A 22,545-nucleotide genomic window follows, 5' to 3' on the forward strand; every position below is an offset into this window, starting at 1 on the left:
CATGGAAAATACAGAATTCGATTCGATCGTCCGGGCTGTGCGAGAGTTCGTCGACCGCGAAGTCATTCCACGTGAAGATGAGATCGAAGAAACCGACTCGATTCCAACAATACTGCAGGACAAAGCAAAAGATCTGGGATTGTTCGGATATGCCCTACCTGAGGAGTACGGAGGCCTTGGGTGCACCATGGTTGAGCAATCGCGACTAGCTTTCGAACTCGGCCGGACTGCGCCGGGGTTCCGCTCACTGTTCGGCACCAACAACGGCATTGCAGGCCAAACCATTGCCGGTCACGGCACCGCCCATCAGAAGAGTCGGTGGCTACCGGACTTGGCTTCGGGACGTGTCCTCGCAAGCTTCGCGCTCACCGAGGCCGAAGCAGGCTCGGATCCGAGTGGGATGCGGACTCGGGCACGATTGGAGGACGATCATTACATCATCTCCGGTTCCAAGCGATATATCACAAACGCAGCTCTCGCTGGATTGTTTATAGTTTTCGCCAAAACCGATCCCGACGCACCTGGAACTCGCGGAATATCCGCGTTTTTGGTAGAAGCGGACACCCCCGGACTGTCTGTCGGCAAACCAGACCAGAAGATGGGGCAGAAAGGTGCGTGGACGTCCGAACTCTATTTCGACAATGTGCGGGTGCACAGGACAGCGCTCGTCGGAGGCGAGGAAGCACTGGGTTTTCGCGCCGCGATGGGTTCGTTGGCCAAAGGTCGCTTGACGATCGGAGCATTGTGCGTAGGAATGGCCAGCCGCGTGATCGCTGAGATGACACAGTACGCAACGTCGAGCAAACAGGGCGGCGAGGCTATAGGCGAATTTCAATTGGTACAGGCAATGCTCGCAGAAAGCGAGACCGACGCCCGTGCCGGGCAGGCACTGGTCTTAGCAGTTTCGGATGCATACGACAACGGCACTGATACGCGGCAGGGACCAGCGTGCGCAAAATTGTTCTGCTCCGAGATGGTGGGTCGAGTTGTCGATCGGGGAGTACAGGTCTTCGGAGGGATGGGCTACATGCGTTCGGTGCCGGTCGAACGTTTCTATCGTGACGCCCGCCTGTATCGCATATACGAGGGTACAAGCGAGATCCAGAAATTGGTGATCGCTCGCCAGATGCTGGCAGACCAGCGATCACGGAACTCCGCATGAAAACCTATGGTCTTCTCCAGGGCCGCGCCGCGATTATCACAGGCGGAGCCCAGGGAATCGGCAGGGCGATCGCCGAGAGGCTGGTCGCCGAGGGTGCAGCTGTAGTTATCGCTGACCTCGACCCTTCTCGAACCTCGGAAGCGGCCATCGCATTGGGTGGTAAAACAATCGGTGTACCGTGCGATGTCACTTCGGCTGATGACATAGCCTACGTTGTCAAGCGATGCGCAGAGGAATTTGGGACATTGGATGTGATGGTAAATAATGCCGGGATTACTCGCGATGCCAGCATGCGAAAGATGACGCCAGCGGACTTTGACGCGGTTGTTTCCGTCCATCTGAAAGGAAGCTGGCTTGGAACGCGTGCTGCATCTGGTGCAATGCGTGAGCACGGTACCGGCGGCTCGATAATTAACGTTTCTTCGATATCGGGAAAAGTTGGGAATGTTGGACAAACGAACTACAGCGCCGCCAAAGCTGGAATTGTCGGACTCACTAAGGCGGCGGCGAAAGAGGTCGCGCATGCCGGAGTTCGCGTCAACGCAATTGCACCAGGAATGATCCGAACCCCGATGACACTCGCGATGCGTGCTGAAATTTTCGATGAACAGGAGCGCCAGATCCCGCTCGGACGGGTCGGAGAGCCGGATGAGATCGCGAAAGTAGCAGCATTCCTCGCGTCTGATCTTGCCAGCTACATTACGGGGACAGTAGTTGAGGTCTCTGGCGGGCGCGGAATGTGACCGGTCACTGAAAGTACCCATCGCCGGTCCGGGCGTGGGCAGAATAGTTCGATGCTTCAAGCGTCGAGTGAGAAAGGAGGCCGGTGTGCGAACCCCGGTCAGTACCATCGGCGACATATTCACACGGGCTCACGCTCTCTATGCGGATCGCCCTGCAGTCCGCGATGACCACCACACCCTCACTTACGACGCGCTCGGACGTGAGGCACGCCGTTTTGCCAACGCGATTCGAATCTCCGGAGTAAACTCCGGCGCACGGGTTCTGATGATTGCCCCGAACTCGTGCGATTGGGTGATTGCTGATCATGGACTTACCATCGGTGGCTACACCCGAGTCGGGGTACTGCCCCGCCTCCATAGCGCCGAGGTGGAACAGATTGCCGACGACATAGAGCCCGCGATGGTGATCGTCGACTCGCAATGGTTGGCCGATAACAGCGATTCATGGATACCAGACTCGGTTAAGCACGTTCTGATATGTGGCGACGAGAAGTCCCTGACCGGCCGACACCAGGGTTTTACCGAGTTCGTTTCCCAAGGAACCGATGATGAGCTTCCGTCGCCCGACCCACAATCGACCGCATGGGTAATGTACACCTCCGGTTCTACGGGCAAGCCCAAAGGTGTTCTGGCCAGCCAGTATTCCGTAGGAGCACACGTAAGAAACGGATTACACGAGGTCGAATTCAAAACGACCGATGTCTCATTGCATACCGCGCCGATCAGCCACTTCAGTGGCACCATCCATCACAATACAGTGGCAGTGGGGGGCCTTAATGTGCTCAAGCCACGTTTCGATGCAGTGTCCGTTCTCGACGCCGCACGCGCCGGCGAAGTCACTATTCTTCCATTGGTCCCAACCATGATCACAATGCTGCTCGACGAGATGAGTGATCGCGAGAAGCCAACTGGCAAGGTCGGTAATGTGCGAATGCTGCCCTACTCGGGTTCTGCAATCCAGCCACACCGTGCAGCTCAGGCGCGCGAGTACTTCGGTGACGTGATGCATCAGTTCTATGGCGCTAGCGAATCGCCTTTACCGATCTCCGTGCTGCGACCGACTGACCATGCAGACATCGTAAATTCGATGGGACTGTCACGGTTGGAATCAGCGGGCAGGCCTGCTGACTTTGTCGACGTCAAGATACTCGACGACAACGGCGAAGAGGTTCCGACTGGACAGCGTGGAGAAATTGCGGTCAGAGGCGACCAAGTTTCGCCCGGTTACTGGAGGTCACCGACGTCCACCGCAGAAGTATTTGTCGATGGCTGGTTGAGGTCCGGTGATGTCGGTTGCATCGACGAACATGGTTATCTCTTCATCATCGACCGCCGCAAGGACATGATCATCACTGGCGGGTTCAACGTCTACCCACGTGAGGTGGAGAACGTCATTGTCTCGCTACCCGGTGTGCATTCAGTCGCAGTAGTCGGAGCTCCCGACCGACAATGGGGCGAGGTCATCACCGCCGTCGTAGTGCGAGAGCCCGGCGGAAAGATCGACGAAACCGCGGTGATTGCCCATTGCCGTCGATTCCTCGGCGGTTTCAAGGTGCCCAAACGCGTAAGTTTCGTCTCTGAATTACCTACCAGCGGTGCAGGAAAGGTACTGAAGGCCCGTATCAAAGCCGACCTCTGGGTCGGCCATCAGAGGTTGGTATGAACAAGCTTCGGACCGCGAAATCGCAAGACTTTGCACAATAAATCGAATCTCATCTATGGCAGGAGAACCAGAATATGGTCGAATCAGCAGTTCTTTGGGACCGGGGATCGGATGGCGTGGGCCGAATCCGCCTGAACCGACCGGAGAAGTTCAACGCATTGAACGAAGAGGCTTTCGACGAGTTGTTCCGCATTCAAGCGGAGATCGCTGAGGATCCCGATGTAAGGGCTGTACTGCTTACAGGTGAGGGTTCCTCCTTCTGCGCCGGAGCAGACCTGGACTACGTAAACACAGCTCTGGCATCTCCCGGAGACTTCAGAAGGTTCACCAATCGACTCCGAGAGCTTTTCCAGAACTTCGAACGTATGGCCCAGCCGATAGTTGCCGCCATCCACGGACACGTTCTTGCAGGTGGACTCGAACTCGCCTTGAGTTGCGACATCATTATCGCAGCACGGACAGCGCGGATTGGCGATCAACACATGCGGCTTGGGCTCGTCCCGTCGGGAGGTGACACCCAGCGGATACCATTGAGACTTGGACGATCACAGGCAATGGACATTCTCTTAACGGGAAGATGGCTGAGCGCTCAGGAAGCCCTCGACATCGGCTTGGTATCGCGAATGGTCGAAGACGACGAGCTCATCGCGACGGCTGACGAGATAGCTCGACGACTGGCCGCATCGAGCTTTCCCGCCCTACGAGAGGTCAAGCGACTCACTCATCTCGCTTATTCCACCCCATTGTCTGATGGACTGGTCGCCGAATCTGACGCAGCGATGTCGTGGTTCGGAACACCAGCGTTTCACGACGCGATCTCAGGTTTCACCAACCGTAAACGCTGACGTCCGAGGTCCGCAGACCGAGTTCACTGGACACAATGTAACCACGAATAGGAATTGCGCATGTCGAAATCTATGGTGAACGCTTCTGAGATAGACGCCGATCTAGTGGTCGAAAGGCTCCTGAATGACCGATACAGCTGTCGGAGTTTTCGCCCCGATTCGGTGGATAGAACGGTCCTTGAACGTCTCGCCCGTTTGGCGCAGCGCAGTCCGTCCTGGTGCAATATGCAGCCCTGGGATCTCCGAATAACCGAGGGCGTCGCGACGGAGAAACTCCGGGAACAGCTTACATCGTTCGCGGTGACTAATTCCGAATCGCCAGAGCTGCCCTTCGCGGAACGAATCGAGGGGAAGTTTCGAGAACGCCGCCGTGAGGTCGGTTGGCAGTTGTACGAAGCGGTCGGCGTAGCCAAGGGCGATCGCGAGGCGTCTAGTCGGCAGGCAATGGAGAATTACAGGTTCTTCGGAGCCCCTCACGTCGCGATTGTGACCACCGCGGCTGACCTCGGTGCGTACGGCGCCATAGACTGCGGCCTGTATCTTGGGAATTTCTTACTCGCTGCGCAGAGCTTAGGCCTTGCGACAATTCCGCAGGCAGCGTTCGCCGCCGTAGCGCCTGCCGTTCGAAGTTTCTTTAACATTCCCGAGAATCGTCAAGTTTTGTTCGGGGTTTCGCTAGGCTATCCCGACACCGAGCATCCGGCGAACTCTTTCCGGACGGGTCGAGCCCGCATCGACGATGTAGTAACTTTTGTGGAAAATTAGACTCAATAGTGGAATGCCTTCAGATCTCCAGTTCATAGAATTCCTGACAGTGCCGGCTGCGTTGCTGTAATCAACACCTCTATTTATTGATTTCAACGCCACAGTTGTCTGATAGTTAGGTTGCGGCGACTGGAGATGCATCCAAGTCCGAATGAAGCACAACGACCAGGAGTCTAAATTGCCTGTACAAACAGGTTCTACTCTGAAGGACTGGGTCGCCGGATGGGACCCGGACGCAATCCATTGTGAAGAAACTCTGGAAACTGCCGTAGCCAACGCGCTGTCAGCAACCCTAGACCTGCCAGAACGCCTCGTTTCCGGCGAGTCTTTGCCGTTACTCTGGCATTGGTTGTACTTTAACGCTTGGTCGCCCACTGAAGAACTCGGTGAAGACGGCCATCCTGCAACAGGCTGGTCATTACCGCCCATACCCTCGCGCCGACGGATGTTCGCGAGCAGCACAGTGAAAGTGGCGGAACCTTTGGTCGTCGGCGAGCGCGCCGTCAAATCCTCGTCCGTGATTTCGATAACCTCCAAGTGTGGACGAACGGGTGAGCTACTGTTCGTCACGGTACGAAGCGAATACTCGCAACACGGTCGCAGCAGGCTGGTCGAAGACCAGACTGTCGCTTATCGCAGCGGGAGTGACTCCGGCATAGAACCTCGCCACTCAGATGATTTTCTAGGTGACGACGCAGAACCGTGGTCACACGAACCGCGTCTCACTACCGCCACCCTATTTCGTTTCAGTTCTGTCACCGCGAATACTCACCGAATTCATTACGACGAGCGATACGCGAGGGAAGTGGAAAAGTACCCCTCGCTGGTGGTACAGGGCCCGTTGTTGGCAATGTACATGGCCGATTTGGCGACGCGTCGCAGCGGTAAGGCTGTTTCGCTCTTCACCTTTCGCGCTACCAGACCCGTCTTCCTGGGTGATCTGATACGGATCGAGGGACGACCAAACACATCTGCGTGCTCCTCTGCTGACCTTCGGGTGTCGACTGGCCCCAACACCGTCCACGCCACAGCGAGCGTCGAGTTCCGATGATTACGAGTGACTATCGCGACGTCGTGCGGGCAGCGCGTTCATTTCTCTTCGTTCCAGGAGACCGCCCTGAACGCTTCGCTAAGGCGGCGGTGAGCGGTGCAGACGTCATAGTCTTCGATCTCGAAGATTCCGTCGACGCAACAGATAAGAACTCTGCGCGCCTCGCTGTTTCTCAGTGGTTACGCGCCGGGCACCAAGGTATTGTCCGGATTAACGCTGCGGACACCGAATGGTACCGAGACGATGTGCTATCCGTTGTCGGAATGCATGCCACCGGCGTGATGGTACCGAAAGCATCTGATCCGATAAAAATTGCAAGCTTGCGTGCTTCCTTACACTGGAACATCGCTTTTGTTTCGCTGGTTGAAACTTCTGCTGGCGTCGCGAGTGCGTCGGCGATCTCGGCTGTGCCCGGTACAACTCGCACTGCGTTCGGGAGTATTGACCTCGCCGCCGAACTCGATGTTTCTCCGGACGATCGAGAGTGCATGGCCTTCGCGCGAGGTGCGCTTGTGATTGCGGCCGCGGCAGCCGCGCTACCTGGTCCAATCGATGGTGTGACAACAGCAATCCATGACAAGGCAACGATTACATCAGACACGCAGTACGCCAAACGCCTCGGACTAACTGCAAAAATGTGTATTCATCCCCATCAGATACCTATCGTGCATGACGCCCTATCGCCAACCAGAGATGATCTTGAATGGGCTAAGGGAATACTGGACAGAGTGCGGCGCGGCAATAGTTCTGCTGTCGCTGTCGGCGGACACATGGTGGACGCTCCTGTTATCAAACGCGCTCGACGCATACTCGGCTACGCTCAACTGCAACCCAGCGTCAAAGAGTCGCCGGGGGAGAAAGCCGTGGGAAAGCGCTGACATGGCTTGACACTCCGCGACCTGACGGCACGTGGATCACGCGAAGATAAACCGCGCGCAACATTCCCTGCCCATTGCCGCTGCGATCGAGAGGCAACTCAATGATTCACGAATACCAGCCATCTGTACCGTCGTTGCAGCGTTATGGCGAGATCAAGAGCTTGAGCAGGTATCTCCCCGAAACAGTCTCCACTCGAAGAACGGACTTCAAGGGAATGGCTGTTGGGTGTACTCCGCACACCGACGCCACCCACACAGATTTCGTTCTTATCGGGACGACCGTCGCCTGCACCTGCGGGTTGGTGTACGAGTGGGAACGCATCGGTCGCGATGTTGCTCTCCTCGACGTGCGAGTAGTCATCGAACCGGACGGGCGAGAACGACGGCGATTCCAGCACACTGCCCCAGTTGCCATGGCGTACCGATGAACGGCGGGGTTCTTTCGGGCATGCGCATAATCGAAGGATCTGCATTCGTCGCAGCGCCTCTCGGCGGTATGACGCTCGCGCAGATGGGAGCGGACGTCATTCGCTTCGATCAAATCGGAGGCGGCCTGGACCATCGCCGATGGCCTGTCGCAGACAACGGTGCGAGTCTGTTCTGGGCTGGGATGAATAAGGGAAAGCGATCCATTCAGCTCGACCTCCATGCCCCTGCTGGTCGTGAACTGGTCAGGCAGCTGGTAAGTGCGCCGGGGGAGGACGGCGGCATCTTCCTTACCAACTTCCCGGCACGTGGCTGGCTAGGTTACGACCACCTCAGCGATAGCCGTCGTGATCTGATCATGGTTGCTCTCACCGGCAATGCCGATGGGTCAAGTGAGGTCGACTACACTGTTCATCCCGCCACTGGGTTTCCCTACGTCACTGGCCCGATAGAGCACGGTGACCCCGTCAACAGTGTGCTTCCCGCGTGGGATATCGCGCTAGGCAGCCTGGCAGCGACTGGGTTGCTAGCTGCGGAACGGTATCGGCGGCGAACCGGCCAGGGCCAGTTAATCAGTGCGTCATTGTCGGACGTTGCTTTCGCCATGGTCGGTAATCTCGGCCGTATCGGCCAGGCGGCGCTCCTTCCCCCCGATGGTGGAGTTACCAAGGAAGGCAACTATCTGTACGGAGCGTTCGGGCGATCGTTCGCCACGCGCGATCACCGCCAGGTGATGGTCGTCGGGCTGACGGAACGCCAGTGGACATCACTGTGTGATGCCATGGACCTCTGGGCGAGCTGCAGTGAAATCCAAACGGCAACGGGCGAAGACCTCTCCACTGAATCAGGGCGCTACCGGACGAGACAGCTGCTGGCGGCCGCGATTGAACCGTGGGTTGCGGCCAGAAGTTACGACGAAGTAAGCGACGCACTAAACCAACACAACGTTATTTGGGGTCCATACCAATCATTCTCGCAACTACTCGACGACCCGCGGGTTGTCAGTCCACTGTCTCCTTTCAGCACAGCTGAACATCCAGGTGTAGGCGAGTATCCGATGCCTGCATCACCTCTCTCGTTCTCCGTCGCCGGGCGGCTCCCCGTTGCGCGTGCTCCCGAGCTCGGGGAACACACCGACGAAATCCTTGCGGACGTCCTCGAACTCAGCGCGGCCGAGATCGGCAAACTTCACGACAACGGCCTGGTTGCCTGAACGCCGCCCATGCTGCCAGCCGCCCGGCAACGGTCTTCTGCGGCCAGACGAGGAGCTCACCCTATGTGCCATCGAACTAATCTCAGTCACTCCACGAGCGGAACGCTGATCAGTTTCGTCTCGCCAGTTTACGACTTTACTATTGACCACCCACTTTCTGAAAGGTAAGCCTAGTGCAGACAATCGACGGCGAGACCAATTACCCAGCATCCGCTCCAGGTACCACCCACTTCAGACGGCAGGGGGCGGTCGGGGTCATCGAACTCGATAACGGCCCGTTCAATCTTGTTTCTCGATCGCTGATTTCTTCGTTCGACGATTCAATCAGTGCGGCCGCCGAAGACGACGAGGTGAGGGCAGTAGTAGTCACCGCACGCGGACCCAAAGCGTTTTGTGCAGGCTCCGACATAGGGGAGTTCGATGACTACGCCACGCCTGGTGCGGTTGTCGACCTCAAGCTCCGCTTCCAGAACGAAGTATTCGACAAACTCGAAGGGATTCCTAAACCGACTATCGCCGCGCTCGACGGACTAGCGTTCGGTGGGGGGCTTGAGATCGCATTATGCTGCGACTTAATCGTCGCTCATCAGGATGTTCGGGTCGCATTGCCTGAGTTACGGATTGGTGTTTTCCCCAGCAGTGGGGGACCCATCAGGTTGGCCCGGCGGGTGGGTTCGGAACGGGCGAAGTACATGATACTTACGACAGATCCGATCACAGCGGATGACGCTCAGCGGTTCGGGCTGATCAGTGAAGTGGTGTATCCCGGTACAGCGCTCGCGCGTGCAGTCATCCTTGCCCACCAGTTCACCAACCTGCCCGAGCTCGGCATCGGCGCCATCAAGAATCTGATTTCGAGCAGCTACACGATGCCGGGAACCGAACTGCGCAGTCTTTCTCTCGCCTTGAGTGACGCCGCGTTCACCTCGTCCGACTGCGCAGAAGGTGTTGCGGCCTTTCGCATGAATCGTGAACCACTGTTCGGCCGCAGAAACCGTCCATGACATCGGCAATGCACCTTTAATCTCGATCGAGTCGACTAATCTCTTCATGCTGCCGCTACATTCCCGCATCCGACTCCCTCACGAATGTATGCTTGCGGCCCAGATCTAATCAGGAAACCTTTGCGATGAACACGGCGATGGGTATCAACTGACATTTGGCACGGTGATCGTAGGGCTGACTCTATCCAGACCAGGGCCACGACTATCGCTATGTAAGCACAGATGATCCTGATGGAGCTCTCCGACGTACATCTGCAGGTACACCTACTCAGTCGACCTTTGCGAGTTCATTTTCTGTAGGTCCCCGACGGTCGCCTACCAGGTTCTTCGCACCTGCTCAGTCCAGGTCCGGATCGGAAACTCAGGAAACCGGTATTGAGCCAAGGAGCGCCATTGGCTCCGCGGTTCGACATACGCAGCCTCAAGCCGGAAGGGTCTGCGCTGCAACATCATGCAGAAGGTTACTGGTAACCCTGCATATATCAGAACTCGGCGTATTGCTTCGCGCTCCGACGCCGACACACGGGCACCCCGTCAGGATCCCCTGACGGCGCGCCGCGGCTATATGTAAAAACCGGCTTATCGGTAGGCACGGCAGATACGTTCAAGCTTAGGATCTGGCGTACTACGCGATTGATAGCTGTTTGCGGTAGAGACCTCGGATTCGGTGCTCAGGCGCAATAGGTCGTCGTAGGGCTCGTCTTTGAGTGCTTGATCAACCTCGGACAGCGGAGCAGGACGACAGTAGTATCGCGAGGCAACCTCGGTCATGTACGCACGGACGATCGCGTCCACTGCTTGTCGACTGCGGCAACCTCTCGGTCCCATGTCGCACCTTGTATGTGTGGCCCTTGGGGGTCGATCCTGCGCCAGCGCCAGTACGCCAGATGGTCAGCCTCATTGACGTCCCGCCAACGAGCTCTGTCTCTTGAGACAGCAACGAAGTTCAAAAACGCGGCTAGATCGCGGGCGTAGCCACCTGAGTGTTGCGCGCCTACGTCTGCATATCGACTGATCTGAAGAAGGCATTTAGTTCGACGTCATACTCGAATACCGGGTCGATGAGGAACGGCGTGCCGGCCACCAACTCTGCCCGCGGGGCCGAGTCCACTCCAAATTTATCTCCGGAACCGCCGGCCGCGGCACCAACTCGTGTGGTGTGACACAGACGCGCCAACCAGGTCTCGGCATGGTGGGCAACAGTACGTGGACATCTGTCCAGCCGTGCACAAAATATCGCGCTCACCGTGGCAGGCTCGTCCGGAGGCGGCTCATTCCGCGACGGGACACCGCTCAAGGTCCGCTCCGAAGGCCTCTCGATGGACGTCAAAACGCCAGATCTTCTTCATGCGTGGGCGAAAACGTCTCGCGAACAGTGGATTTACTGCCTGAGCTTCGACGTACCAATCGGAAACGGCAAGGGATTTCTTCGCCTCCATCAACAGTGGTGCCCCGCCGACGCCGCAACCCCTGTCAACTGAAACATACTCAATCGTCAAGATATGTTGACGACAAGGTGACGTCAAGATATCTTGACGAGATGGAATCGGAGAAAGTCCTCACCCCGACCGAACTGACCGAGCTCTACGTCGAATACAAGGCCGCTCTGCTCGATGTCGAGCTTTCGGAGATGGTGCGCGAGCAGGGGAGTAAGGACGCCGGAACGTGGGTCAAGAACGCCGACCAACGCATGGCCGAGGCGGTCTCCGACGTCGACGCGCTCGAGATCAACGCCTTCCTGGCCTCGACGATGATCGCCGACCGCTACGCCATCATCGGACGCCTCCGGAGCCAAGAGCGACCTGTCCCGTGGTCGAAGATCGGCGAGATCCTCGGCATGAGCAAGCAAGCCGCCCAACAGTGGTACGACACCTACAACCTCCGGCCCCCGGTACAAAACCCCACCCGCGCAACCGGTCCGTCCTGAGCGCAGGGAAATGGATCGCCCTGCGCTGTAAGACCAGTCGAGCGCGGCATGCCGTCGACCCGACGCCGAGTATCGAGGCGACGTCCGTAGAGTAATTACGACGAAAACTGTTGCAGCACCTAACCTTACAGCGCAACGCTGTAAGGTTAGGGTGTGGGAGAAACGCTCAGAACCTTCATCGCAACCACCTCCGAGCTCGGAGACGAGCGACCCGACGGCGTCGCAGGAGTGACCGTCCGGTACGGGTCGAAGGAGATCGACTTCCTGCCCGCGACCAAAAGTCCCGCGCCTGCCTGGACTCGTTCGGCCGCCCACGAGCTGCTCGGCATCTACGGATACGAAACGGCCGGGGACTGGACCGACATCGGCACCGACGATCCCATCTGGGAGGTCCCCGTCGCCGGGGCCGGGGACGGCTGCGGCGGCATCTGCCCGGCCTGCGGACCGCCACCAGCGTGAACGACCGGCCCGAATCGACAAGGCACCGGGCAGCTGGAATTTGCCCGGTGCCCCACCGCATCACACTACAACAGGGGAGAGACAACCAATGACCATCACCACGCCCGCACCGACCTCCACCGGCTACACCCTCGTCGACGTCGATCCCAACGAACTCGACATCAGTGCCAACGTCCGCACGGGCGTCGACATCACCGCTGCACCCGAGTTCATCGCCTCCATCACCGAACTCGGCGTCCGCCAGGCCGTATTGGCGGTCCGCCGCACCGACGGGACCCTAGCCGTTCACGACGGGCAACGCCGCGTCCTCGCCGCCCGAGAAGCCGGACTCGCCTCGATCCCGGTGATGGTGCGCGATCAAACTACCGACGAGCGTGAAGCAGGTATCGAGCGCATCACCGAGCAGATGAATCTCAACGACCAGCGCGAAGGCCTCACCAGGGGCCAACACGCCGCTGGCGTCGCAGACCTGCTCGATTTCGGACTGAACGTGCAGAAGGTCGCGACAGCACTGCACGTCCCCAAGTCGTACGTCGAGAAGGCCGGTCGCGCAGGACGATCCGAGCGTGCTCGCCAGCAGCTCGACAACAGTCAACTGACACTCAATGCTGCCGCGCTGATCGCGGATCTCGAAGAAGCAGCCGAGATCGAGCCGTGGGTCACCGACGCCGTCGAGAAGGTCTTCGAGATCGGATTAGGCATCGAGAACCGCCTCGCGACCATCAAGCGCCGGGTCGACGAGCGAGCCAACACTCGAGTCGCCGCCGCCGACTACATCGCGCGCGGCTTCACGTTGCTCCACGACGAACCGTCCACCAGCGAGGGGGAGTGGTTCTCGCTCGCGGACCTACGGACGGCCGACGGCGGCGCGGTCCCGGCCGATGCACCGGAGCAGGCACCGCACCTGTGGCACGTCCACGTCCATGAGACCGGTGCCATCTGGGTCGACAAGACCACCCAGGAAGAAGTCGCCAAAAAGGACATCGACTTCGACACCGAGGGCGACGACGATACGGAAGCGTACGGCGAGCTGCGGCACGCCAACACGGTCGAGAAAGTGCCCGGCTGGGTCCACGAGTTCTTCCTTCACCGTGACAACCGCGCTGCGGCCGGCCTCGAACTCGCACCCGAGCGAATCGCCGCCGTCGGCGCATCCGATGACGATGCTCAGGACGGGCTGACCCCGGCCCAACGCACGGCAGCGCGCGCCGAAGCCGAACGCATCGAGAAGGAGCGGGACGAACGCCGAAAGGTCAAGGCACTCAACCGTGCCGGAGCGACCGCCACCGAGGCTCGGCGTACGTTTCTCACCGGCCTGCTCTCGCGCAAGACCACCCCGAACAACGCCACCAAGTGGATGGTGACCACGCTGGCCACCTACGGTGATGTGTTCACCGAATCCAAGTCGACGGAGCGGTACGCCGAGATCATGGGCTCACCGCTGCACGAGGTCACCCGCAAGGTCGACGGTTCCCCTGCCGCACGAGCAGAAGTGTTGCTGCTCGCCCGCGTGCTCACCGCGTTCGAGGCCCGCCTGACCGGTGCGCAGGATTCCAAGGACTACTGGCGCTTGCGGCAAGGATCTGTTCGCGATGGGTGCCGACGCGGCGTTGGAGCGTGACGAAGGATTCGATTCGGCTGCGTCGTGCCCACTGGATCCATCGCTCGAGTGCGTCGGCGGCCTGGTCGGCGGGGAGCTTGAAGACCGTTCGTAGGCCCTCTTTGAGCAGGTAAGCGCGGTAGAGGCGAGGATCGGTAGATGCGATCCATCGGAGCTTCACGCGTTGACGGTCGGTGAGGTTTTCCGGGTTCTTCCACAGCGCATACCTTGAACGGAGCAACGCTCGGGCGGGGCCTATGGAGACGGTTGAGCGTCGGCCATTGATCCACCCGTGTGATCGAGTGTGTCCGCCGCGGCGTGCGTCGGACCACGCTTGACGGCGTACGGCATCGAGTGCCTCTGTGGCCCAACCGACTACGTGAAAAGGGTCGGCGCAACGGATCGCGGTGGGGCATCGATCGCGAACCACATCGGAGATCCACAGTGCCCCGTCTGCTGTGACGTGAGTGATGCGGTCGCACCGTCCCGCACCGGAGGATTCGAGTGCGTCGAAGAACGCACGGACGGTCGCGCGGTCTCGGCCCGGGTGAGCCCACACCAGGCGTCCGGTGTGGTGGTCGACGACGACGGTCAGGTATTTGTGGCCGCGTTTGTAGGAGATCTCGTCGATGCCGATTCGCGTCAGGCCGGCCATCGCGTCGATACCGGCGGCGGTGTCGGTCCACACCCGAGCGATGATCGATCCGACTGTGCGACAGGCGATCCGCATCAGTTCGGTGATTGCCTTCTTCGAGCACTGTGTGGCCAACCAGGCGACCTGCTGATCGAACGAGCGCGTGTGCCCGGCGCCGTGACGAGCCCACGGGACCTGGCGCACCGTCGGCCCGTGAAAGCGACAATCGACCCGCGGAGCATCTGCTTCCAGGAAGACTCGAACGGTTCCCAGATCCAGGCCGCGCCACTGCCGTCGACCCTGCCCACGGTCGTACCAAGAGGCCCTCGAACCGCACGCTCCACAACGACCCTGGTCGCCCTTGCGGGCCTTACATGCGCCACGATCGCTTGTGTGTCGTCGTTGAATTCAATGTCCTCGACGACGGTGTTCTCGACGCCCAACACAGTGCGCCATAAACTAGCGTTCTGCATGCCGTTCTCCGTTCTTCAGTTTTGACCTTCGACAAGCCAAAACCTAGACAGGGGACGGCGTGCGGGCGCTCAGGCTCCAACGGCGACCCACGAACGTGTCACAAGAGCCAGAAACGTTGACGCCTGGATATGTCAGCGGAACGGCGTGTCCGAGCGATGCACGTTGTGCGAGGCGGCGACATACCCGTAGCGGTACAACATCGACTGTGCGGCAAGGTAATTCTCGTACTGATACGGCCCCGATCCGACCCAGAGGCCGACCACAGCTTCCGCTGGGAGTTCGATCCTGCGGTGGGGGACCAGGCCTGCTGCCCCGGCTTTGAAGTCCGGATCATTGGGAACTCCCAGCTGCTGACCGAAACCTGGTTCCACGTAACGCCATTCGCGCTCCTCGTCGAAACCTGCGTGTTTCACGCTGGCTGCGCGAAGAGCCAGTCGCTGAACGGCCTTTCGGACTGCGTACTCATTGGGCTTGCCGGAGCGTATGTCGGTCTGGGCTTGAGCGATGAACAGATGGAACGCATCGAGTAGCTGGCCCTCGAGGGTATCGGTCACGTAGGTGACCTTCTGTAGCCCTAGGCCCCCGATTCGCTCGAGCGTGCTGTTACGGGGAAACAGCTCGGGCTCGAAGCCGATAGCGAACCCACCGGTGCCTTGACCGTAGGCGCGCCACTGACTCAGCGAGTCGCATTGGGTCGAGAACGACACTATCGAGCAATGAATGAAGTCCGGGTATGTCTGGTCGACGACTTGCTGAATGGCACGGGCGACCTCTTGGAGAAAGGCCTTGGCTTCGGGAGTGGGGTCGAAGGATCCTCGTACGCCCAGCGCCACCAGGCCGTCCTTGATCAGATCCAGGCCCAGGGTCAACTCGCGTCGGTCGTTGAGGAATTGAGCTGCGGACGCGTGGAGGATCGGCTTGTAGGTGCCGGATCGGGGCTTGTCGTCCTCGGCCTTCTTGTCCACGTTGTTCAGGATGCCGAGAAGGCCGGCGGTGTTCGTGTAGTGCCACAGCGTCTCCGTGGGGAACTCGGGAACCGCGATCTCCTGGGCGTTTGCGGGTTCAACGGTGTCCACGGCGCGCGCCCCTTTTCTTCGAGTCCATCGGCGGAGCCGCGACGACAGTGTCACGGGCGCAGGTCGGTTCGTGCGCCGCTACCGGGCCGGTCGGTGATCCATCGATCGATATCGTCGCGCGAGTACAGCGGGGCATTGCCGATGCGACGGGTGGGCTTGGGGGCCTGCCCCCGTGCGACGTAGGACCGCCACGTCGACGATGCGATTGCTTTGCCGGTCCTGCGTTCGATCAGTGTCAGAACGTCGGCGAGGGAGAGCTCGTCGGCAGCCATCACTGCTGCCTCATGGATGCGCGGCGCGGTCCGGTACTCGACATACCTGCACCTTACAGCGTTCCGCTGTAGAAACTTTGCCGAACCTCTTGCAACCTTACAGCGGAACGCTGTAAGGTTGAGGTATGCCCTCTACGAGGACCGAACTGCGCCAATCCGATTGGCAGTCAACGCTGTTCGACGACTGTGCGCTACCTGGGTGTGCGGTTCCGGTTGTTGTGCCGGGGGATGTGTGCCAGTCCTGCCGCGTGGCTTTCGGGGACATGCTGAACGTGCGCACCGAGGGACCGGCGCGCGAGCCGGCGCAGGTCCGCGCCGACCTCGCTGCCCGTGACGCGAGCACCCGCGAGCAGTACCGGGCGCAGGCCGCGACCGTGGCTGCGGCGCAGCAGGTTTCGTCTCGCAAGCGCAACCAGATCTGCTGGCTCTGTGAAGAGCGGCGGACCTGCACCTCTACCGGCGGGCGTTGGGAATGCGCCGACTGCCAGAGTCTGCCGTCCTGAACATCTGCGTCCAGCCCGCAACCGTTGTCGCTCACGTCTTTCACCACCCGACCTTGGGAGTGCCCATGACCGCCACCCTCACTGCGCCCCGCCGTCTCAAAGGAGTGGGAATGAAACTGATTTCGCTCGACACCCAGTTCGACGGGACGGTCGTCGACATTCTCGGCTACCGCACCGCGCCCGCAGGCCGCGTCGAGGTCACCGCCATCCTCGACGCACCCGGTGCCTGGTACAGCCGCACCTACCCCGTCGTCCTCGATGCCAGCGACGTACGACTCTCGCTGGCCTTGCAGTCCCTCACCCGCCCCGAGCCGGGCGTGCGGTGATGGCCGAGACCGCAGGCCAGATCGACATCTTCGAGGTGCTCGCCGCCGCCGAAGCCGACGAACAGAACCTCCACGTCCAGCGACACGGCATCCCGGTCCTGTTCGCTAGCCCCACCCGAGGATTGACAGCTCGCATCGCCGAATTCGAGACCTGGGCGACCACCTGGGGACGACACGGCTCGACCGCCGCCTCCCACGTGTTCCGTCCGGGAATCTGCGACCCGTCCGCACCCACTGAGACCTGCCAACCCACCTGCATTGCAGCGGACCTCGACTGCTGCTGCCCGGACACAAGCAGGGACGCTCCGTGTGAGTGCGTCGGCGGCGATGTCTACCGCGGCGCGTGCACCGGCTGCCCGTGGGAAGGGGAGAACCGCGCCGACGAGGCCGAGGCAGTCTGCGACGCCCTCGATCACGCCCACCCCGGCTGGATCGACGACCTCCCGATCGTTATCCCCGAACGCAGACCGTCGCAGAAGGACCAGGTGTGGAGGGCGAAGGTCATCGAGCTCGTCGGTGAGCGACCCACCGGATGGCCTGTCATCACCCGACGCGGGGACACCATCGGCCTTCGGTCCGTTCCGAACCGCTCACCGTGGGGTGGCTACGACGTCGCCGCCGCCTCGGCCGTCGCACACCTCACCCGCCAGGCATCGTCACCATCCCCGACCGCATCTACGACAACGTCAAGATCGCCATAGAAACCGCCACACGCAAACAACTTGCCAGCTGACCCCAACCCGGTCCCGGTGATGTCGACACCCAGCAGCGTGTCGGCACCACCTGGCAACATGACCCACCAACGACACAACAACGCACACAACCGTCGAACCCGAAGCAGAACAGGGACACCATGGATATCGCCACTGCTGCAGCCGAGCACCAGAAGGCCCTCGATCTGGTGACGGAAGAACCCACATTCGACCATCTCAGGCAGTACGACGCCGCAGCGAGCATCTCACGGGTTTCCTCGGCCGCCGGATCGACACCTATCTGCGGGTCGGCATCGCTGGGTTCGTCGTTCTCGTAGCGTTGTACTTCCTTTTCGACGCCCCGCAATTCCCGGGCATCATGGTGGTATTCGTGTGGGTGCTCGGGATCATGGTGCCGATCGCTTGGAATATGCGCTGGCTGCTCATGGTCCGCAAGCTCGTTGTCTCGGCACACGTCTTCGTGGACTCGGCCAGGTCTCTTCGGAACGAAGACTGACCGCGCGAGAACATCATGATCTTGTACGCGCAGCTGGACTGATCGTCGTCCTCGCCGCCGCAATAGCGTTGTACGCCCTGCACACCGAACATCAGGCCCGACCGGCACAGTTGTCACTGCTGGTGCTGCTCGCGGGAATCGTCATCACCACGATCGCGTTCTGGACCCAACGCGATAATCCAGGCAGCACCTTTGTCATGACCTGGACTCTCCTGATCACCGCAGCCGTATTGGCACTCGCCGTGGCCGTTGCAGAAGTGGTCTACCGCATCGTCCGGTGGGTCGAGGCCGAACATCATCAGCCACAAGGGCCGCCATCGCACGAAGAGTGAACCGCCGCTGCACGGATTGTCGTGCTGGCATGATCGAAAACATGACCCGACGCACCATCTCCATCGAAGTAGACATCCCCGGCACCCCGGCGAAAGCGCCGATGCTCGACGGTGCCACAGATCACGATGACCGGTATGCCGATCTCGCGAACGCCGTATGGATGCTCCTACAGGCCGGATCGTTCTCCTTCCTCGTCAAGCCCGACACCAAGGCCGACGCCGACCACCTCAACAAGCGGTGGAGCAACTACAACGCCGACGAGTCCGGAGTGTGGCGTTTCTGATCGGCTGAGGGCGCGAACGGACGGCAACGAAGAGCTACCGCGCCGCCGACACCATCATCCACCCACGCATCCGTACCCCGACCGACGCCGCCGTAGAGCAACAACTCCGGCGGCGTTTCGCATGTCTCGATCACGGCGTCGCACCAGTAGTCGGGTGACGGCACCATCATGACCCGAATGTGGAATGAACTGTTCCCCGTCGCTGTTCCGTATTTATCTCCGTACTGCGGGATCAGGAATGCAAACGACGTAATTCCGAACTGCTCGATGGTGGGAATCGATTGTGCGCCAACATATTCGAGTCCAATTGTCTCGCTTTATCTATGGCTTATCGGAATGTTTTGGCGTAGAATTTAACCTATCGGAACAATTCTCTCGAGGAGTGAGCTATGTCGATCACTGTGTATACGAAACCTGAATGCAACAACTGCGATCAAACAAAACGACGCCTGAACAAGCATGGGATCGAATACACAACCGTCGATGTCACCGAAGACGCAGCGGCGCGCGAGTTCGTCACCGACGGACTCGGCTACCGGCAGATGCCCGTCGTGGTCGTCGACGAGAACACCCACTGGTCCGGCTTCCGAATCGACGCCCTCGACAAGCTCGCCGCCGCCTGACCGGCCACTCCGTTGACCCTGTTCAAGATTCACCTGCGAGAACGAGCCCGACGATGACGCCACTGAGCGCAGTTCCACCGCCCGACGAGCCCGAGCGTGCCGTTCGCAGCCTCGCTGCTGTAGACGACGACACGGCCGTCGACATCGAGACAGCTCACGAGCCGTCCACCGACCCTGAGGCACTGCTGCTGTGCGCCCTGATGTGGAGCGCCCACACCGGGGGAGTGTCCGCCGAGGATCTGCGCATCACCGCGATCGTGACCGCCGACGACTTCGACGACGTCGCATACCGGCGAATGTTCGTCGTGATCGCCGGTCTCGTCGCGGCCGGCGAACCCTACGATCCGGCGAGCGTCACCGCAGCCTTCATGCGATCCGGATCCGGCGGAGCCAAGGACGCGCCCCTGCGTCGCCGCTTGAACGAGGTCATCACCGCCGGGGCAGACGGCTTCACCGCCGTCCATTTTGCCGACATCGTGCTCTCCCAGTCCTACCGGCGCAGTTACCGGACCGTGGCAGCGGCCATCGTCCACGCCGCCGAGGAGCTACCGGAGGAGTACCTGTTCGATCATCTCGTGGAGCACGGGCGCGCTCAACGCGCACTGTGGCAGCGGCTCAACATGTTTCGGGCAGGGCAGTGACTCATGGTCGACACCGCCGCCGCGTCCACGACACAGGAACACGCCCCCGCATCCGCGCGATTGTCACGACGCATGGACGATGCCATATCGTCAACACATCTTGACGATATGGTGGTTCCTGCCTCACAGGGAAAGGGTGCGTCCGTCTGTGCTGCGTCCCCCGTTCGCCTACTACGGCGGCAAGACCCGTCTGGCCCCCGCGATCGCCGCAGCATTGCCCGCCCACACCCAGTACGTCGAACCGTACGCAGGATCACTCGCGGTTCTGTTGGCGAAGACTCCGGCTCGGTTGGAGACGATCAACGACCTCGACGGCGATATCGTCCACTTCTGGCGGATCCTGCGTGAGCGACCCGACGACCTTGCCCGAGCCTGCGTTTTGACCCCGCACGCGCGCACCGAGCGGATCGACGCGCTCCAGCGCCCCGCCGATCTTGACGACATCGAACGGGCCCGCCGAATCTGGGTGTGCCTGACCGCCGGTCGAACCGGGTGCGAACCCGTCGACGGCACCGCAGATCCGGACGCGCTCGCAGCCACCGCCGCCGCCCACCTCGGGTCGGCGCGAGATGCACTGTGCCGCCTCGACAATGCGGTATCGACCGCGTGGGCCGCAGCAGCCCGGCTCTATCTCACAGATCCGGCCGAGCAGCGATGACCACCGAGGCACCGCAGTCGGTGCGCGCCGTCGACGACCCGCCGGTCGCGCCGTGCAGCCTCGACCCCGCCTCGTGGGATCTCGACGCCTCCACCGTCGAGGTGCTCACAGCGTCGGTGCGGGTGTGCCGGTTCGAGTGCCCACTGCTCACAGCGTGCCGATCCGCACTCGCGGCCGGCGCAGTCAGACCCGCATCGATGGTGCTCGCCGGAATGGCGTTCGACTACAACGGTGACCGGTTCGACCTCGACAGTCCCCGCACCCGCACCGGACCCCGCAACGAACGAGACACCCGCGGTGTCGACGCCCACGGACGCCGCTACAACGGGCACACCGGACGGTGGGAATCATTCACCCGATCACCGGCTGCGGTGCGACGCTCCGCCTGACCGCCACACCATCGGTAGCAGGTTTTGTGTTACAAAATCGGGTTTTGTAGTACACTACTGGGTATGGGGATCGAGTGGACGGTCAGCGCCGACAAGCATGAAATCGACCGCGCGGACGCCCTGTACGCAATGGAGAATGCCGTGTATTTCGAGGAGGAGTTCGACGAACCGCGCGTTCCAGGACGTGCGAAACCGACGCTGTTCATCGGCCCGCCCCGAATGCCCGGAGGTCCGCTTCTCGAAGTGATGGTGGAGATGATTCCTCCGCGCACGATTGTCGTCTTCCACGTCATGGAAGCACGTCCGCAGCATCTCGAGCGGATGGACGACTGAACGATCCGTGCATTCGCTCGCGCACTGCTCCACATACCCAGCTCCACATACCCAGAGGTGATGACCATGAACGACACCGAGAAGACAGGCACCGGCACGACCAGGCGGGACGCCGATCCGACCCGCACCACCAAGCGGGACGCTGATCAGACCCGGGCGATTCGGCAATGGGCACAAGACAACGGGCACAGTGCTACTTCTGCCCGAGGCTCACTGGACTCCGAGGTCGATGCTGGGTCGGATTACGACGCTCTGTCCGATTGGGCCGAGAATGAGATGACCTTGCCCACCAAGTCGACGACGGCGAAGCGCGGTCGCGATGCCGCCGCTGCGGGCCGGGCCTTGCTCGACCGTGTCGGTGGACGTCCGTCGCTGGACCCCGACGCCGAACCCGGTAGCGAATCCCCGGTACGACAGGTTCGGCTACCCAAGCCGCTCGATGCACGTATCGACGCGATCGCCGCGCGGCAGGGCCGCAGTCGGTCGGCAGTACTGCGCGATGCAGCGTCCGAGTACGCAGACGCACACAGCGCGAACGCGTGAGCGCTGCAGGCGATGTCAGCGCAGAGGTGGAGTCCCCGATCGGGGCGTACCTGTGGTGGTGCGGACACGTCGGAGCCGACGCACACGACCTCGACGCGCTGCAGGAGTGGGACTACCTCCACGCCGACGAGACGACCGACGCAGAACGCCGCACTCTGACCGTTTGGGCACTGGCGGCCGGCATCTTGGGCGCACCCGATTCCGCGCCGCACCTGAAGCACTGACCGCGCGCCGAACCCGACCCGAACGAGAAAGGCACCCACGCAGGCTGTGTGGGTGCCTTTCTCGAGTCAACGGACGAGCCGAGTCGGACGAGCGGTGTCAGTGGCGATCGCCGATCCGGACCTCGTCGCCGAAGTCGATGTCGTAGTCGACCAGATACGGCGCATCGGGGTCACCGCTGGATGTGTATCGCGGGTAGAGGCCCTTCTGCTGTTCGGTCTGAAGAACGACCACGCGTACTCGTCCGGGCGTGAGGTGGATTTCGCGGAGTACTCCGGTCATCGGTTCGT

The 22,545-nt window shown here is 60.8% G+C and carries 28 protein-coding genes and 1 pseudogene; 25 read left to right on the forward strand and 4 right to left on the reverse strand.

Annotation, left to right across the window (positions count from 1 at the left end; all coding sequences use genetic code 11):
* Nucleotide 1 precedes the first annotated feature (1 nt).
* The 12 genes from CH306_RS26295 to CH306_RS26360 all read left to right on the forward strand — a co-directional run bounded on the left by CH306_RS26295 (nucleotide 2) and on the right by CH306_RS26360 (nucleotide 13,757).
* Nucleotides 2–1,162, forward strand: coding sequence for an acyl-CoA dehydrogenase family protein (locus CH306_RS26295; RefSeq protein ID WP_094648280.1), 1,161 nt, complete (start codon nucleotides 2–4; stop codon nucleotides 1,160–1,162).
* The gene (gene fabG / locus CH306_RS26300) at nucleotides 1,159–1,905 is read left to right on the forward strand and encodes a 3-oxoacyl-ACP reductase FabG (protein ID WP_094648281.1); all 747 of its coding nucleotides are present in this window, start codon (nucleotides 1,159–1,161) and stop codon (nucleotides 1,903–1,905) included. The genes CH306_RS26295 and fabG overlap by 4 nt, the downstream gene beginning before the upstream one ends.
* 85 nt (nucleotides 1,906–1,990) lie before the next feature.
* On the forward strand, nucleotides 1,991–3,568 hold the full coding sequence (locus tag CH306_RS26305) for a class I adenylate-forming enzyme family protein (RefSeq protein WP_179272957.1): 1,578 nt from the start codon (nucleotides 1,991–1,993) through the stop codon (nucleotides 3,566–3,568).
* Between the two features lie 74 nt (nucleotides 3,569–3,642).
* Nucleotides 3,643–4,413, forward strand: a complete 771-nt coding sequence (locus tag CH306_RS26310; RefSeq protein WP_094648283.1) for an enoyl-CoA hydratase/isomerase family protein — start codon at nucleotides 3,643–3,645, stop codon at nucleotides 4,411–4,413.
* A 60-nt stretch (nucleotides 4,414–4,473) separates the two neighbouring features.
* Nucleotides 4,474–5,178 carry a nitroreductase gene (locus tag CH306_RS26315; protein WP_094648284.1) on the forward strand — a complete coding sequence of 235 codons (705 nt, stop codon included), beginning with the start codon at nucleotides 4,474–4,476 and terminating at the stop codon, nucleotides 5,176–5,178.
* Between the two features lie 151 nt (nucleotides 5,179–5,329).
* Nucleotides 5,330–6,229, forward strand: coding sequence for a MaoC family dehydratase N-terminal domain-containing protein (locus CH306_RS26320; protein ID WP_256981268.1), 900 nt, complete (start codon nucleotides 5,330–5,332; stop codon nucleotides 6,227–6,229).
* Nucleotides 6,226–7,107: an HpcH/HpaI aldolase/citrate lyase family protein gene (locus CH306_RS26325; protein WP_094648285.1), complete on the forward strand. Its 882-nt coding sequence runs from the start codon at nucleotides 6,226–6,228 to the stop codon at nucleotides 7,105–7,107. Before CH306_RS26320 ends, CH306_RS26325 begins: the two co-directional genes overlap by 4 nt.
* A gap of 424 nt (nucleotides 7,108–7,531) precedes the next feature.
* On the forward strand, nucleotides 7,532–8,746 hold the full coding sequence (locus tag CH306_RS26335; RefSeq protein ID WP_094648287.1) for a CoA transferase: 1,215 nt from the start codon (nucleotides 7,532–7,534) through the stop codon (nucleotides 8,744–8,746).
* A 173-nt stretch (nucleotides 8,747–8,919) separates the two neighbouring features.
* Nucleotides 8,920–9,750, forward strand: a complete 831-nt coding sequence (locus tag CH306_RS26340; RefSeq protein ID WP_218829693.1) for an enoyl-CoA hydratase/isomerase family protein — start codon at nucleotides 8,920–8,922, stop codon at nucleotides 9,748–9,750.
* A 1,540-nt stretch (nucleotides 9,751–11,290) separates the two neighbouring features.
* Complete coding sequence (locus CH306_RS26350) at nucleotides 11,291–11,677, forward strand: hypothetical protein (protein ID WP_094648288.1); 387 nt, start codon at nucleotides 11,291–11,293, stop codon at nucleotides 11,675–11,677.
* Between the two features lie 153 nt (nucleotides 11,678–11,830).
* Nucleotides 11,831–12,136, forward strand: a complete 306-nt coding sequence (locus CH306_RS26355) for a hypothetical protein (RefSeq protein WP_094648289.1) — start codon at nucleotides 11,831–11,833, stop codon at nucleotides 12,134–12,136.
* Nucleotides 12,137–12,224: 88 nt separating this feature from the next.
* Nucleotides 12,225–13,757, forward strand: coding sequence for a ParB/RepB/Spo0J family partition protein (locus tag CH306_RS26360; RefSeq protein WP_094648290.1), 1,533 nt, complete (start codon nucleotides 12,225–12,227; stop codon nucleotides 13,755–13,757).
* On the opposite strand, the pseudogene CH306_RS26365 reads toward CH306_RS26360, so the two are convergent.
* From CH306_RS26365 to CH306_RS26375, 3 genes and pseudogenes are all read right to left on the reverse strand, one after another.
* A pseudogene (locus CH306_RS26365) lies at nucleotides 13,708–14,843 on the reverse strand (ISL3 family transposase); the annotation flags it as partial. The gene CH306_RS26360 and the pseudogene CH306_RS26365 sit on opposite strands and share 50 nt — an antisense overlap.
* Nucleotides 14,844–14,975: 132 nt before the next feature.
* Nucleotides 14,976–15,920 (reverse strand): DUF2971 domain-containing protein, encoded by a 945-nt coding sequence (locus CH306_RS26370; protein ID WP_179272956.1) that lies wholly within the window; start codon nucleotides 15,918–15,920, stop codon nucleotides 14,976–14,978.
* Nucleotides 15,921–15,970: 50 nt separating this feature from the next.
* Nucleotides 15,971–16,192, reverse strand: coding sequence for a helix-turn-helix transcriptional regulator (locus CH306_RS26375; RefSeq protein ID WP_094648379.1), 222 nt, complete (start codon nucleotides 16,190–16,192; stop codon nucleotides 15,971–15,973).
* A gap of 125 nt (nucleotides 16,193–16,317) precedes the next feature.
* Here CH306_RS26375 and CH306_RS26380 point away from each other — a divergent pair, with 125 nt between their 5' ends.
* The 13 genes from CH306_RS26380 to CH306_RS26435 all read left to right on the forward strand — a co-directional run bounded on the left by CH306_RS26380 (nucleotide 16,318) and on the right by CH306_RS26435 (nucleotide 22,257).
* Nucleotides 16,318–16,695, forward strand: coding sequence for a hypothetical protein (locus CH306_RS26380; RefSeq protein ID WP_094648292.1), 378 nt, complete (start codon nucleotides 16,318–16,320; stop codon nucleotides 16,693–16,695).
* Nucleotides 16,696–16,805: 110 nt separating this feature from the next.
* Nucleotides 16,806–17,021, forward strand: coding sequence for a hypothetical protein (locus CH306_RS26385; protein ID WP_143545415.1), 216 nt, complete (start codon nucleotides 16,806–16,808; stop codon nucleotides 17,019–17,021).
* A complete protein-coding gene (locus tag CH306_RS26390; protein WP_094648294.1) occupies nucleotides 17,021–17,722 on the forward strand; it encodes a DUF6349 family protein in 702 nt (233 codons plus the stop codon). Before CH306_RS26385 ends, CH306_RS26390 begins: the two co-directional genes overlap by 1 nt.
* Before the next feature lie 152 nt (nucleotides 17,723–17,874).
* Nucleotides 17,875–18,051 (forward strand): hypothetical protein, encoded by a 177-nt coding sequence (locus tag CH306_RS29260; RefSeq protein WP_179272955.1) that lies wholly within the window; start codon nucleotides 17,875–17,877, stop codon nucleotides 18,049–18,051.
* Between the two features lie 55 nt (nucleotides 18,052–18,106).
* On the forward strand, nucleotides 18,107–18,562 hold the full coding sequence (locus CH306_RS28910) for a hypothetical protein (protein ID WP_143545414.1): 456 nt from the start codon (nucleotides 18,107–18,109) through the stop codon (nucleotides 18,560–18,562).
* A gap of 41 nt (nucleotides 18,563–18,603) precedes the next feature.
* Nucleotides 18,604–18,846 (forward strand): hypothetical protein, encoded by a 243-nt coding sequence (locus CH306_RS26400; RefSeq protein WP_094648296.1) that lies wholly within the window; start codon nucleotides 18,604–18,606, stop codon nucleotides 18,844–18,846.
* 389 nt (nucleotides 18,847–19,235) lie between these two features.
* Nucleotides 19,236–19,469 (forward strand): glutaredoxin family protein, encoded by a 234-nt coding sequence (locus CH306_RS26405; protein ID WP_068049703.1) that lies wholly within the window; start codon nucleotides 19,236–19,238, stop codon nucleotides 19,467–19,469.
* A 53-nt stretch (nucleotides 19,470–19,522) separates the two neighbouring features.
* Complete coding sequence (locus tag CH306_RS26410; RefSeq protein ID WP_094648297.1) at nucleotides 19,523–20,110, forward strand: hypothetical protein; 588 nt, start codon at nucleotides 19,523–19,525, stop codon at nucleotides 20,108–20,110.
* Nucleotides 20,111–20,258: 148 nt separating this feature from the next.
* Nucleotides 20,259–20,768, forward strand: a complete 510-nt coding sequence (locus tag CH306_RS26415; RefSeq protein WP_256981269.1) for a DNA adenine methylase — start codon at nucleotides 20,259–20,261, stop codon at nucleotides 20,766–20,768.
* Complete coding sequence (locus CH306_RS26420) at nucleotides 20,765–21,157, forward strand: hypothetical protein (protein WP_094648299.1); 393 nt, start codon at nucleotides 20,765–20,767, stop codon at nucleotides 21,155–21,157. Before CH306_RS26415 ends, CH306_RS26420 begins: the two co-directional genes overlap by 4 nt.
* Nucleotides 21,158–21,220: 63 nt before the next feature.
* Nucleotides 21,221–21,490: a hypothetical protein gene (locus CH306_RS26425; protein ID WP_094648300.1), complete on the forward strand. Its 270-nt coding sequence runs from the start codon at nucleotides 21,221–21,223 to the stop codon at nucleotides 21,488–21,490.
* A gap of 66 nt (nucleotides 21,491–21,556) precedes the next feature.
* Complete coding sequence (locus CH306_RS26430; RefSeq protein ID WP_256981270.1) at nucleotides 21,557–22,033, forward strand: ribbon-helix-helix protein, CopG family; 477 nt, start codon at nucleotides 21,557–21,559, stop codon at nucleotides 22,031–22,033.
* Nucleotides 22,030–22,257: a hypothetical protein gene (locus CH306_RS26435; protein ID WP_094648301.1), complete on the forward strand. Its 228-nt coding sequence runs from the start codon at nucleotides 22,030–22,032 to the stop codon at nucleotides 22,255–22,257. The genes CH306_RS26430 and CH306_RS26435 overlap by 4 nt, the downstream gene beginning before the upstream one ends.
* A gap of 97 nt (nucleotides 22,258–22,354) precedes the next feature.
* Here the strand turns inward: CH306_RS26435 and CH306_RS26440 are convergent, their stop codons facing one another.
* Nucleotides 22,355–22,537, reverse strand: a complete 183-nt coding sequence (locus tag CH306_RS26440) for a hypothetical protein (RefSeq protein ID WP_143545412.1) — start codon at nucleotides 22,535–22,537, stop codon at nucleotides 22,355–22,357.
* Nucleotides 22,538–22,545: the final 8 nt, after the last annotated feature.

Source organism: Rhodococcus sp. 15-725-2-2b, from assembly GCF_002259075.1.
GTDB lineage: Bacteria > Actinomycetota > Actinomycetes > Mycobacteriales > Mycobacteriaceae > Rhodococcoides.